Annotated in this window: 13 protein-coding genes; 2 read left to right on the top strand and 11 right to left on the bottom strand. The window is 38.4% G+C overall.

Features of this window, described 5'->3' with window-relative positions:
• Positions 1-99: 99 nt before the first annotated feature.
• A complete protein-coding gene (locus tag P20495_RS17685) occupies positions 100-675 on the top strand; it encodes a GNAT family N-acetyltransferase (RefSeq protein WP_008133967.1) in 576 nt (191 codons plus the stop codon).
• Positions 675-1,265 (top strand): FMN-binding negative transcriptional regulator, encoded by a 591-nt coding sequence (locus P20495_RS17690; protein ID WP_007376144.1) that lies wholly within the window; start codon positions 675-677, stop codon positions 1,263-1,265. Before P20495_RS17685 ends, P20495_RS17690 begins: the two co-directional genes overlap by 1 nt.
• A 206-nt stretch (positions 1,266-1,471) precedes the next feature.
• Here the strand turns inward: P20495_RS17690 and P20495_RS17695 are convergent, their stop codons facing one another.
• From P20495_RS17695 to nqrE, 11 genes are all read right to left on the bottom strand, one after another.
• Entirely contained in the window at positions 1,472-3,055 is a 1,584-nt protein-coding gene (locus tag P20495_RS17695; RefSeq protein ID WP_007376143.1) for an RICIN domain-containing protein, read from the bottom strand.
• Between the two features lie 421 nt (positions 3,056-3,476).
• Positions 3,477-4,361 carry a heme o synthase gene (cyoE, locus tag P20495_RS17700; protein WP_008133965.1) on the bottom strand — a complete coding sequence of 295 codons (885 nt, stop codon included), beginning with the start codon at positions 4,359-4,361 and terminating at the stop codon, positions 3,477-3,479.
• Positions 4,362-4,370: 9 nt separating this feature from the next.
• Positions 4,371-4,727, bottom strand: a complete 357-nt coding sequence (cyoD, locus tag P20495_RS17705; protein WP_002958101.1) for a cytochrome o ubiquinol oxidase subunit IV — start codon at positions 4,725-4,727, stop codon at positions 4,371-4,373.
• Positions 4,727-5,353, bottom strand: a complete 627-nt coding sequence (cyoC, locus tag P20495_RS17710; protein ID WP_007376141.1) for a cytochrome o ubiquinol oxidase subunit III — start codon at positions 5,351-5,353, stop codon at positions 4,727-4,729. The genes cyoD and cyoC overlap by 1 nt, the downstream gene beginning before the upstream one ends.
• Entirely contained in the window at positions 5,350-7,338 is a 1,989-nt protein-coding gene (gene cyoB, locus P20495_RS17715) for a cytochrome o ubiquinol oxidase subunit I (RefSeq protein ID WP_007376140.1), read from the bottom strand. The genes cyoC and cyoB overlap by 4 nt, the downstream gene beginning before the upstream one ends.
• A 2-nt stretch (positions 7,339-7,340) precedes the next feature.
• Positions 7,341-8,300: a ubiquinol oxidase subunit II gene (gene cyoA / locus P20495_RS17720; RefSeq protein ID WP_008133960.1), complete on the bottom strand. Its 960-nt coding sequence runs from the start codon at positions 8,298-8,300 to the stop codon at positions 7,341-7,343.
• 318 nt (positions 8,301-8,618) lie between these two features.
• On the bottom strand, positions 8,619-9,038 hold the full coding sequence (locus tag P20495_RS17725; protein ID WP_008133959.1) for a hypothetical protein: 420 nt from the start codon (positions 9,036-9,038) through the stop codon (positions 8,619-8,621).
• Positions 9,039-9,862: 824 nt separating this feature from the next.
• Positions 9,863-10,075: a (Na+)-NQR maturation NqrM gene (gene nqrM, locus P20495_RS20070; RefSeq protein ID WP_007376137.1), complete on the bottom strand. Its 213-nt coding sequence runs from the start codon at positions 10,073-10,075 to the stop codon at positions 9,863-9,865.
• A 102-nt stretch (positions 10,076-10,177) separates the two neighbouring features.
• On the bottom strand, positions 10,178-11,209 hold the full coding sequence (locus tag P20495_RS17730; RefSeq protein ID WP_033015000.1) for an FAD:protein FMN transferase: 1,032 nt from the start codon (positions 11,207-11,209) through the stop codon (positions 10,178-10,180).
• Between the two features lie 108 nt (positions 11,210-11,317).
• Positions 11,318-12,547 carry an NADH:ubiquinone reductase (Na(+)-transporting) subunit F gene (nqrF, locus tag P20495_RS17735; RefSeq protein ID WP_007376135.1) on the bottom strand — a complete coding sequence of 410 codons (1,230 nt, stop codon included), beginning with the start codon at positions 12,545-12,547 and terminating at the stop codon, positions 11,318-11,320.
• Between the two features lie 18 nt (positions 12,548-12,565).
• Positions 12,566-13,174 (bottom strand): NADH:ubiquinone reductase (Na(+)-transporting) subunit E, encoded by a 609-nt coding sequence (gene nqrE, locus P20495_RS17740; RefSeq protein ID WP_007376134.1) that lies wholly within the window; start codon positions 13,172-13,174, stop codon positions 12,566-12,568.
• Positions 13,175-13,182 lie beyond the last annotated feature (8 nt).

The following is a 13,182-nucleotide window of genomic DNA, read 5'->3' as shown; positions in this document are numbered from 1 at the left end:
CTTTATAACTGGTATAGCTAAAAAGCCAATTCTGGTTGTTTTTACCAAACCAAATTAGCGTACATTTGTTGCTCGAAAATAGCAAAGCTTAGAGGCAATATGTTTACTCAACAGATGCATAAAACAAATAAGGTCATACTAGAGCCATTAAATTATGAGCATTTAAAAGGCTTATATAAAGCTGGGCAACATCCAAAAATATGGGAATGGGTATTAAGCAACTATACAAAAACACCCGAACAGTTAAAGGAATGGTTTACCACAAGTGCACAATTTAATAAAAAAGAACAAATTGTATTTGCCATAATAGACATAGCCAGCAAAGAGGTTGTAGGCACTACACGACTATTTAGATTAGATGCACATAACTTAAGTGCTGAAATTGGTCATACATTTATAAGCCATCACTGGCAGCAAACTTATATTAATACTCACACTAAATATTTACTGCTTAGCCATGCTTTTGACGCGTTGAATTTAGTGCGAATAACATTTAATACTCACGAACAAAATCAAAAATCTCGAAATGCAATTACTCGACTAGGCGCCCGATTTGAAGGTGTAGCTTATAAAGACAGGCTCCTTAGTGATGGGAGTTACAGAAGCACTGCAAAATTTAGCATTATTGACGAGCATTGGCAGAGTATTAAATTACAGTTAGAGGAGAAGCTTTAATGTACCCACCCACACATTTTCAAGAACATAATATTGAACGTTTGCAGGCTTTAGTAAAGCAATTTCCACTTGCAACTATTTTAATGCCCTGCTCGCAAAGTGACTTAAATAATATATGCCAAGTACCTGTATTATATGAGCTCTCACGTAATGTATTTATTGCTCACGTAGCAAAACATAACCCGCTAACGCAATGTGATAAACAGTCAGTAAAATTACTCTTTAGTGGCGATAACTGTTATCTATCTCCCTCGTATAGTAATAATAAAACACTGCCGAGCTGGCTTTACTCATCAGTACAAGTAACCGCAAAAGTAGATATTATTAAAAGCGACATTGAGAAAGAAAAAATAATGCGGCAATTAACGAGCTATTTTGAGCAAGGCTTTACGCCAATGTGGAGTATTGATGAGGTGCCAAAAAATCACCGTGAAGCTATGTATCAACAACTTAGTTTTATAACGTTTACTCCTATTAACTGGCAAGGAAACTTTAAATTAAATCAAAACAAACCAGTCGATGTAAGAGCAGCTATAAAAAACAGCTTAGCACGTGAAAATAAAGGTAGTATTGCAGCGTTATTTAACTAGCAAAAAGCCTTGCTCGCACTCTAATAATTCTTGTTAGGGGCCATTAAAGAGCCCCTTGATTAAAAATCAAACTCAGAAAATTCAAGTAATCTCAGCTGAAATAAGGTTAACTTAAAATTATAATTTACATATCAATTAACCTTTAAACCCGAACTTAATCTAAATAATGAATAGTTAAATAACCCAATTATTAGCAATAGCATTTATTACTCAGGGCCAGACTCTCCATTCAATAGTGGCATTTGATAAGCATCATCCAATTGATAAATATACATACTCACATCAGTAAACACACTATTTCCAGTATCTCTTTGAGGATCAGTTGCAGACTGTGCAGCGTAAACATTGTTGCTCGCTTTCATATAGCCTGACACATTCCAATGTGGTCTTCTGCTATCATCAAAATAATTAGATTCAATAAGTGCTTGCGCCTCATTTGTCGTATTAATCGCGAAATAAGTAATTTCGAGCCAATAATTATTATATAAATGGGCACGTGTTTTACTGCCATCTAATTTAGGATTTCGCCCTGCAGTGTAATTCCAAAAGTTATGATGAAATGTAACTTCTGAATCAGTGACCGCATTAGTATACCAATGCTGGTTACCACATACGAATGGGTTATAGCCGTCAAATTCATTGTGACTTAGCGTAATATTTTTACTGTTTTTGATATCGACATAACCATCAGAAATATTAGAAAAATTAACATGGTCAATAACTATATGGCTTGAACTATTCAAACTGATGCCGTCTCCCCCCTCAACCAAATGAGGATTGATATTGTCAATATTGAGGTTTTTAACAATAATGTTTTTGCTATTGCTTAGATCTAATGTCGCGCCAATAATTTTAGCATTGTCACCTAAACCGATTAGGGTTTTATTTGATTTAACACTAATGGAAATATCATTACGTACCTTGTTTACGGTCGTATTTGTTGTACCACCTAATGATGTACAACTTTGCCCCGAATTAGGTATACGATAAAATATTTCTCCTGGATCCTGATACTCAGGACACTCAATAGCACATGCTGCTACGGTTGAACCGCCGGTACGACAATCAATGTGTGTATTATTTGGAATTTGGATAATTGTTGTGTTTGACGATACCAATGCTGATTTTAATGCACTACAGCTTGTTACCGTTATTGAAGACCCTCCTGCGCCTCCTGTCGTTGTTGCTAAACCATCACTGCCAGGAAGTGATGCAAAGCCCGTTACATCAATATTTGAATCGTTCGCGCTATCGCAGCTTCCATTGACTGGGTTTAAGTACCAACGTTGTGAACTAACATTTAAATCATCATTTTGATAAATATTTGCCCCATTATCACTCCCCGCAACCGTAATTGCCTTATCACTAAAAGCGGAACGAATACTAAATGCCCCCGTAGAATCTTGTAACAATCGCCATTGTTGATTTGATTGCCCAGACGCTGCCCACTGAATAATATTGCCACCATTAGCTTGAGAGCGCTCTGATACATCCAAAAACAAGTCACTATGTGAAGCTTTAATTGTCCAAAAACCATTTCCTAAATCATTAAAGATAAATTGCTGATTTGTTCCGCTATTTTTTGCATAAGAGATGATATTAGCACCAGACTCTCTTGATTTTTTATCAACATCAATCGCTTTATCTGAACTAAAGTTAACAATTTGATACCGTTGATTATTTTTTGGTAGAGCTTTACAGTTTTCTGCTTTTGCCTGTGTTGATATTAAATTTAACAACATCATCGAAAGTGCAATTTTACTTACATTTTTTATATTCAAGAATTTCATAATTTTCCTCATACTTTTTGATATAAACGAAAACTTAGGCAAAGCAAGAAAATAAAAAAACAATGCCACCGGTAGCATAATTACACAACAAAACCAAACGTCAACATTTTATTAACATTCACTGTCGTTATATTTTTTAAAGTTAGGTTTAAATAGTCAATCTGTACCCAACTATTTTAAACGCTCTTCTTAAATGCGAGTTCTTCCGAGCGTGTGTTTTATTTATTCAAACTACGAGGGTCGTATTATTTAAAATGGTCTTGAAATCGACTTAAGGTGATACTTGCTCTTAAATTGAAATGATTGAAATAAAGTTCTAGCAAGTTTATTACTAATTACGCCTATAAAAACATGCTATAAATATAAAAAAAGGCCCTTTCGAGCCTTTGGATTAACTTTGGAATAGTTAAAAATTTTTAAATTAGGTAAGCGTTAATAGCTGTGGAGCAACGCTATGATAGTCAACAGCCATAGCAATACTTAACGCTGTAATATTAATAATTGAAAATGCGAACACTTTACGTGCCCAACTGCTCATATCAATATTACGACGATAACCACGTAGTGCCATTAGCAACCACCAAAAGCTGGTAATACAAGCAACAGCCATAAAAGCAGCACCTGTGTAGCCAGTAATTGGCAGTAACATCACCACTAAGGCGTATACAGCAATATAAAGCACAATGTGGCGTTTTGCTTTGTCGATACCTTGCGCTACTGGTAATACAGGAATACCTGCCGCTTGGTAATCTTTAAAGCGAAAAATAGCGATGGCGTAAGAGTGCGGCATTTGCCACAAGCTAAACATGACTAGCAGTATTAATGCGCCCATATCGAACTGCCCTGTTACGGCGCAGTAACCAACTACTGGCGGTACAGCGCCAGAAAGACTACCTACAAAAGTGCCATAAACAGAGTTGCGTTTCATGTAGAGGCTATAAACCCCTACATAAATTACGTAGCCAAAGGCTGCAAAAAATACCGCGGCTTGAGTGGTGTAGGCGATAAGTAAACCAAAGCCCACAACACCCAATAAAATACCGTGACTAAGTGCAGCAAAGGCCGACATTTCGCCTGTTACTGTTACTCGCGTACGAGTACGCGCCATGGCCACATCTATGTCTCTATCTATAACATTGTTGATAGCACAACCTGATGCAACCACTAGCGACAAACCAATTAATGTGGCAATCATTAAGCATGGGTCTATATCACCGCGCGAGGCAAGTAAAAACCCACCCGCTACGCTGATCAAATTGCCCATAATAATACCCGGCTTTGTCACTGATAAATAACGACGAAACATCTTCAACTCCTAGTACATCATCATTGCGTTAGATTCATAAATGATCCAAACAGATAACCCAACAACCATTACGATGATCAGAGCACTGAATAGGAATGAGAAAGTACTTGCACGGCCATCTTCGGTGGTAAAATTAAGGTGTAAAAAGTATTTTAAATGCACCCAAATTTGTACGATTGCTAAAGTAACAATGCTCCAAAGCGTTGTTGCTTTTGAGAAGTCACCTTCCATTACCATGTAAAACGGTATAGCAGTTAAAATTACCGATAGCACAAAGCCAATTAAGTAAGTTTTAACACTGCCATGAGATTCATCATGATGATCACTTTGCGTTTGCTTTAACGCGTGCGTTTCGCTGTGGCTCATTACATTGCTCCCATTAAATAAACAACGGTAAATACACAAATCCAGACAATGTCTAAGAAGTGCCAAAATAGGCTTAAGCAGCTTAAACGCGTTACGGTTGCTTTACCTAAACCACGTTTAGCAACTTCAATCATCATTATGGTCATCCAAATTAGACCCGCAGTTACATGTAAACCATGTAAGCCAACTAATGAGAAAAACGATGTTAAAAAGGCACTTTGTTGTGGACCATTGCCATGCACAATTAGGTGATGAAATTCGTATACTTCCATACCAATAAACACAGCACCTAAACAAAACGTAACAAATAACCAAGTCAGTGTTAGTGCCTTTTTTTGCCCTTGAGCGGCAATCATGGCAAAGCCAAAGGTAATACTACTAATCAGTAGTGCTGCAGTTTCTACTGCTACAAAGTCGAGTTCAAAAATATCTTTACCCGATACACCACCCGCTGTGTTCATAAATAACACAGCGTAAGTGGCAAAAAACGAGGCAAACAGTAGGCAATCGGTCATTAGGTATAACCAAAAGCCGAATATGGTGTCACCCGAAGTATCGTGGTGTTCATGCGCGAGGGCATGATCATCATGCGATACTGATTCTAAATTTGCAGAAAGTGTACTCACGCTTTTAACTCCTTAATGCCACTTGAATTATACGCAGCTTCAGTGCGTGCAATTTCATCAGGTTGAATATAGTAATCAACATTGCTGGTGTAACAACGTTTGATAAATATGGCAATCCCGCCCACTAGACCAACAACAGCTAACCACCAAATATGCCAAATCATTGCAAAACAAAATACTGTTAAGCTTGCTGCCATGAACACGCCAGCTGATGTGTTTTTAGGCATATGAATAGGGCTGTAATTTGCTTTATCTTGATATGCTTGGCCTTTTTCTTTCATGTCGGTCCATGCATCAATATCATCAATATGTGGAATTGTTGCAAAGTTATAAATTTGCGGAGGTGAACTTGTAGCCCACTCAAGTGTGTGGCCGTTCCACGGATCGCCTGTTGTATCGTCAAGCGCTTCACGGTCTCTAAAGCTCACATATAGTTGAATAACTTGGCTAATAATACCAAACATAATAATTACAGCACCGCCTGCGGCAATGTATAACCATATGTTCCAATCTGGGTTGTTAGTGTGGTTTAAACGACGTGTCATACCTAAGAAACCAAGTACGTACAACGGCATAAATGCAACGAAGAAACCGATAATCCAACACCAAAATGATGCTTTGCCCCATTTTTCGTTAAGTTTAAAGCCCATTGCTTTAGGGAACCAAAATACAAAACCAGCAAGGTAGCCAAATACAGCACCACCAATAATGGTGTTATGAAAATGTGCAATTAAGAATAAGCTGTTATGCAGTACGTAATCAGCACCAGGAATGGCAAGTAATACACCGGTCATACCGCCTACTGTAAAAGTAACCATAAAGCCAAGTGTCCAAAGTACCGGTACGCTAATACGTAAACGACCTCTGTAAATAGTAAATAACCAGTTAAACAACTTAACCCCAGTTGGTACGGCAATAACCATGGTCATTACCCCAAAGAACGCGTTAACATTAGCACTTGAGCCCATAGTAAAGAAGTGATGTAACCAAACAATAAAGCCTAAAATTGAGATTGCACCGCTGGCGTAAACCATCGACTTGTAACCAAATAGACGCTTACCTGCAAAGGTCGAAATAATTTCAGAAAAAATACCAAACGCTGGTAATACTAATATGTATACCTCAGGATGACCCCATGCCCAAAACAGGTTGATGTACATCATGGCGTTACCGCCCAATTCATTGGTAAAGAAGTGAAAGTCGAGATAACGGTCAAGCGTTAGCATTGCAAGTACAGCCGTTAAAATTGGGAATGATGCTGCAATTAAGATGTTTGCCCATGTACATGTCCATGTGAAAATTGGCATTTTCATTAGGGTCATACCTGGTGCACGCATTTTAAACACAGTTGCTAAAAAGTTTACGGCTGTTAGTAGTGTACCGAGCCCGGATATTTGCAAGGCCCAAATATAATAGTCGACCCCCACCCCTGGGCTAAAGGTCAGCTCCGAAAGCGGCGGATAAGCCACCCAACCTGTTTTTGCAAACTCACCAAACACAAGTGATAAGTTAATTAAAATTGCACCACTGGCTGTAAACCAAAAACTTAAATTATTTAAAAATGGAAAAGCAACATCGCGAGCACCAATTTGAAGTGGTAATACAATATTCATCAGACCAATCATAAATGGCATTGCCATAAATATGATCATGATTACGCCGTGGGCAGTAAATATTTGGTCGTAGTGTTCTGGTGGTAAATAACCTGGCGCACCACTGGTAGCAAGTGCCAACTGCGCACGCATCATTATTGCATCAGAAAAACCACGAAACAGCATTATTAGTGCTAAAAGAATATACATTACACCTAAGCGTTTGTGATCAACAGACGTGATCCAGTCGCGCCAAAGCACGCCCCATTTTTTATACTTTGTAATAAGCCCGGCAATAATAAGCCCAGCTATCGCAATAACCGACATCGTGAACACAAGAATTGGCTCATGAAACGGAATTGCGTCGAGTGAAAGATTACCTAATAACGACATTATTATTCCTCGCCTTGGCTGTGAGATGAAGGTATTGAGTGCTCATTTATTTCATGATGCTTTTTACTCATTTGCCCATGTTCGCCCATTGCATGGTGTTTTTTGTTCATATCGCCATGCGCCTGCATATACTTCATAACAATGGTATGAAATAAGCCGTCATCAACTTTTCCGTAATATGCTACTGGGTTATTTTCACTTGCTTTTGCAAGCTCAACATAATTTGCATGAGTCAGGTTATTAGCGCTTGAATTCGCTTTCACATCACTCACCCACTTATCAAAGTCTGCTTGAGTAGGTGTAGCAATGGCATTAAATTTCATGCCAGTGAAACCTGCGCCGCTGTAATTTGCTGAAAAGCCTTTAAACGTACCTGGCTCATTTGCAATTAAGTGAAGCTTGGTTTCCATGCCAGCCATTGAGTATATTTGACTACCCAATTGCGGAATAAAAAATGAATTCATTGTGCTCTGTGAAGTTATTTTATATTCAACAGGTACATTTGCTGGGAACACTAATTCATTAACCGTAGCAATACCTTGCTCAGGATATATAAATAGCCATTTCCAATTTAATGAAACCACTTCAACAGTAAGATGCTTACCTTTACCTTCAATTGGTTTGTAAGGGTCTAGCTCTTGGGTAGACTGCCAGGTAATAACACCTAAAATGATCACAATAACAATAGGAACAGCCCAAACTGCGGCTTCAATTTTATTTGAATGAGCCCATTTTGGAGCGTAAATTTCATGAGTTTGCGTGTCTCTATATTTCCATGCGAAATACAAAGTCATCACAATAACGGGAACGACTACAAGCAACATAAGCACGGTTGCGATGATGATTAAATTTTTCTCATCAATGCCTATCTGCCCTTTTGGATCGAGTATCCCGCCTTTACAGCCTGACAACGCCAGCACTGTACTAGCTAAAGCAATATTACAAAGGTTACGAATTAACAAGGGAGTATCCTACAAACCTAGAGTTTCAATTTGCTGCTTTAAATAAAAAACAAAGCAACGATTTTTCAATAAAAACCCAGGTTAACTAGAATTAAATTATAAAAATAAGGGGGCTATTCAAACCTAAAGCTCATGCCATTAATGACCTAGCAACAAACCCAGCTTTCTAAACGTATTTATATAACGTAATAAAAGTTAACTTGGGTGAGTGGTGGTTGGCTGAAATGTGTTTTAAAAAACACGGAGCTACTTTGTTTTAGCTAACCTTAATTATTTACAGCAAGAACAAATAATTAAAACCAGCAACGAGATGCAGCGTTACAGGCAACCTGTAAAGCTAGGTGGAGCACGACAACCATGTGAAGAGATCACAGGCTGAAGAACTTTAGCCTCGCTAAAAGCAAAGGCTGCTTTACGGAGGATTATGCCAGCACGACGCGCTGGACAAATATGGAACAATAACCAACAAAGGCCAATAAGTAACTGACTTGATATGATCGGATGAGCTAAAAATTGCGCAAGATTAAGTAACAGTGGCTCTACAATAAACCCATCACTTAATAGCGCTTCAAGCTTGAAGACATCCTCTAATGCACCGCTTAGCAACATTACAGTATTAAACACTAATAAAGTTATAGCTACACACACACCCTTGCCTGCTTTGTTCAAGCGTTCACACGTCAGCGGCTCGCCAGAGGCAAGTTCCGTATTTGTATGATGCAACGAAAGTGTGTTCAAAGACATTAACCTACTAAAATGACTATAACAAAATTAGAGTAATACAGTTTGCAATGGAAAAATTTAAAAAACATTGCTGTTGTAAGCCCTAAAGCCAGGTGCTAAATACAATCAAATCCAGCTAGCACATATTTACCTAGCGAAAATTGATCCGTATCAACCAAACTTTCAAAACTTACTGAAAGTTCGAACGTGAGTATAACAAAGAGAATTTTCTGTTCAACTAAAAATCAATTAATTTGAGTTAAGCTTTCGAAGCTATTTTGTTAATAAAAAATAACAATATAAAAAACATTAAGTTAGATTAAATGAAAAACGATTTAAAGAGAAATATTTAATGGAATTATAGGTTTTTAGGAGGGAGTAATAATTGTGTCGCACAAATAAAAACAACTCAAGCTAAGTCACCACCGAACTTGAGTTGCCTTTCACACTGACAACATCTTCACACACAATATAAAGATTCTTGGTTTACATTACGTGGCAATTGAAAGGAAATAAAAACAACCCAAATTCAGTCACCACCGAACTTGAGTTGCCTTTCACACTGACAACATCTTCACACACAATATAAAGATTCTTTTAAGCTAGGCTAAGTTGCCTCAAGCTTATGACTAGAGCCTTGCTCTGTGTCTATGATTAAACTTTAGAGTGTTAGCTCCAATTTGACAAACGAGAAAAATAAACCTAATAGGTGAAAAAAACTAAACTATATACCTTTGTCTAATACATTTAGATTGGATTGCTTTGGAAGCTATGATGTTGAGGCGTTTTACAGACACAAAAAAAGCGCTATAAAGCGCTTTTTAATATTTAAGACAGACTTAAATAATTTGGTTTTCTTTCCAGGCTTGCTCTTTTGCTAAACGGTTTTTGCGTTTATCACATGGATCATCGCAATCACAGGCTTTATCAATACCAACCGAACCTAAACCACCACAGCTGCTTGCCATAGATTTTTTTTGCACGATCATACCAACGGCCATAGCCGAAACTATCAAAATTAGTAAGCCAAAAGTAAGAAGAAAAAGTGACATTGCTTAGCCCCTATTGATCAGCAATAAATTAAGCTCAAAACATTGTTGAGCGACTGCTATTATATACTCAAATAACGTGGAAATAAACAAACCCGCACCATACTATAAATAAGGTTTAAATGCAGGGCTTGAGTAGGTTATTAAACCGTCTTTCGATTTACCTATTAAGTACACGGGTAAATCATGCTGCTCAGCATAAGCTTGCGCTTTATCCATACCCATAACAGTTAATGCTGTCGCAAGACCATCGGCAGTCATAGCACTTGAATGAAGCACGGTTACCGACACTAAGTCGTGCTTAATCGGCATGCCGGTCACGGGATCAATTAAGTGAGTATAAATTTCACCATCCATTTCATAAAAAATACGATAATCACCCGATGTAGCAATACCATTTGTACCTGGCGACAAAATACGGTGTACTTTACGCTCTCCAGGTTGTGCGTCTGGTTGCTCTATAGCAATTACCCAATCTTTATTATTTGGCTTCTCGCCTGCAATTCGTAGCTCACCGCCAATTTCAACCATGTAGTTGGTAATATTGTGGCTTTCTAATAACTGCGCCACCTTATCAATACCGTAGCCTTTAGCCGTTGCCGAAAACGATAACTCCAAGCCTGCCACTTTTTTAGCCAAACCTTGAGCTGTTAGCGTAAGCTTATCAACGCCTATATTTTTAATCATACTTACAAGCTCTTCATCGCTAGGACGATTAGTTGGCTTTTTATCTGGGCCAAACCCCCATAAATCAATTAAAGGCCCCATAGTTACATCGAGTGTTTTAGTCGATTCACCTAAGCGAATAGACTCGCTTATAACAGCCCTAAAATCTTCACTAATCGGCATAACCTGATTTGCTGGTAATCTGTTGAATGTATTTATCTCAGAGTCTTCTATGTAAGTAGACATAGACTGATTAACATCTTTTAAAACAGCGTCTATTTGCGACTGTAACTGTGAGGCAGACAGCTGAACTTGCTCATCATAGTACTTAATATGATAAGTAGTGCCCATAGTCTTACCTTCTAAAAAGGTCTCTTTTGACTCTGGCTTTTCACCACAACCAGACAATAATAAAGTCAGCGTAATTAGCAAAAAGGCCATTATGCCTTGTGAAGTACTTACTCGATTCATAACTGTTCTACTTAATAGATTGATAAAATTAAAGAATAAAAAAGCCTCGTAACACAAGTGCTACGAGGCTGGTATTTTAACCAAAACTAAACTGTTTTGGTATTAGTGTTAGCCACCGAAGTCATCTAGTAAGATATTTTCGTCTTCAACACCTAAATCTTTAAGCATAGTAATAACTGCCGCGTTCATCATTGGAGGACCACACATGTAGTACTCACAATCTTCAGGCGCTTCGTGATCTTTAAGATAATTCTCAAATAACACGTTATGGATAAAGCCAGTGTAGCCTTCCCAGTTATCTTCAGGTTGTGGATCTGAAAGTGCTGTATGCCATACGAAGTTAGGGTTTTCAGCGGCTAAGCCGTCAAAATCTTCTACGTAGAACATTTCACGCTCAGAACGTGCACCATACCAAAAGCTCATCTTACGTTTAGAGTTCAAACGTTTAAGTTGGTCAAAGATATGAGAACGCATTGGCGCCATACCAGCACCACCACCAACAAATACCATCTCTGCATCGGTGTCTTTAGCAAAGAACTCACCAAATGGACCCGAAATAGTTACTTTATCGCCAGCTGTAAGTGACCAAATGTACGAAGACATTTTACCACACGGCAAGCTAAGGTTTCTTGGCGGCGGAGCAGCAATACGCACGTTAAGCATAATGATGCCTTCTTCTTCTGGGTAGTTAGCCATTGAGTAAGCACGAATAGTCTCTTCGTCTACTTTTGACTCCAGATCGAAGAAACCAAAGTGGTTCCAATCACCACGATATTCTTCAGGAACATCGAAATCTGCATATTTAACATGGTGAGGTGGCGCTTCGATTTGGATGTAACCACCCGCACGGAACGGCACTGACTCGCCATCTGGAATTTGCAGCTTAAGTTCTTTAATGAATGTTGCTTTGTTATCGTTAGAGATAACTTCACAATCCCACTTCTTAACACCGAAAATTGACTCTTCAAGCTCAATTTCCATGTCGTTTTTAACATTTACCTGACACGCTAAACGGCAGCCTTCACGGGCTTCGCCTTTAGATATGTGATCAAGCTCAGTTGGCAGAATATCGCCACCACCTTCTTTAATGTGTACACGACACTGGCCACAAGAGCCACCGCCACCACATGCAGATGATACAAATATACCTGACTCAGATAGCGCGCCTAAAAGCTTACTACCTGCTGATGTTTTAATGGCTTTATCTGGGTCGCCATTAATGCTAATGATAATATCACCACTTGCAACTAACTGAGATTTAGCACCAATGATGACTAAAACCAGTAGTACAACGATAGCGATAAAAACACCAACGCCTAAGAAAATCTGATAATCCATGATTTATCCTCGCTACCTTTACAGTGAAATACCAGAGAATGACATAAAGCCAAGTCCCATTAAACCAACAGTGATGAAGGTAATACCTAAACCACGTAAGCCGTCTGGCACGTCTGAATACTTCATTTTCTCACGGATACCTGCAAGTAATGTAATTGCAAGTGCCCAACCAACACCAGCGCCAATACCATAAACAACAGACTCACCGAAGTTATAGTTACGCTCAACCATGAAAGATACCGCACCAAAGATTGCACAGTTAACTGTGATCAATGGTAAAAAGATACCTAATGCGTTGTAAAGTACTGGGAAGAACTTATCTAATACCATTTCAAGAATTTGCACTAGCGCTGCTATAACGCCAATGAAAGTTAAGAAACGTAAAAAGCTAAGGTCTGCATCAGGATAACCAAGCCACGTAAGTGAACCTGGTGCTAATACAGCATGGTAAACTAAGTTATTAACAGGTACTGAAATACCTAAAACAACGATAACCGCTACACCTAGGCCAATTGAAGTAGTCACTTTTTTTGATACTGCTAAAAAAGTACACATGCCTAAGAAAAATGATAACGCTAAGTTTTCAATAAAAACGGCTTTTACAAATAAACTAATATAATGTTCCACTGTGTGCC

The sequence above is a fragment of the Pseudoalteromonas sp. BSi20495 genome (genome assembly GCF_000241185.1).
Classification (GTDB): Bacteria; Pseudomonadota; Gammaproteobacteria; order Enterobacterales; family Alteromonadaceae; genus Pseudoalteromonas; species Pseudoalteromonas fuliginea.
This window is presented reverse-complemented; position numbering and strand designations above follow the sequence as displayed.

Coding starts and splice junctions, on each gene's coding strand:
- P20495_RS17685 (WP_008133967.1), top strand. CDS start 100: ATGTTTACTCAACAGATGCATAAAACAAATAAGGTCATACTAGAGCCA.
- P20495_RS17690 (WP_007376144.1), top strand. CDS start 675: ATGTACCCACCCACACATTTTCAAGAACATAATATTGAACGTTTGCAG.
- P20495_RS17695 (WP_007376143.1), bottom strand. CDS start 3,055: ATGAAATTCTTGAATATAAAAAATGTAAGTAAAATTGCACTTTCGATG.
- cyoE (WP_008133965.1), bottom strand. CDS start 4,361: ATGTTTCGTCGTTATTTATCAGTGACAAAGCCGGGTATTATTATGGGC.
- cyoD (WP_002958101.1), bottom strand. CDS start 4,727: ATGAGCCACAGCGAAACGCACGCGTTAAAGCAAACGCAAAGTGATCAT.
- cyoB (WP_007376140.1), bottom strand. CDS start 7,338: ATGTCGTTATTAGGTAATCTTTCACTCGACGCAATTCCGTTTCATGAG.
- nqrM (WP_007376137.1), bottom strand. CDS start 10,075: ATGTCACTTTTTCTTCTTACTTTTGGCTTACTAATTTTGATAGTTTCG.
- P20495_RS17730 (WP_033015000.1), bottom strand. CDS start 11,209: ATGAATCGAGTAAGTACTTCACAAGGCATAATGGCCTTTTTGCTAATT.
- nqrF (WP_007376135.1), bottom strand. CDS start 12,547: ATGGATTATCAGATTTTCTTAGGCGTTGGTGTTTTTATCGCTATCGTT.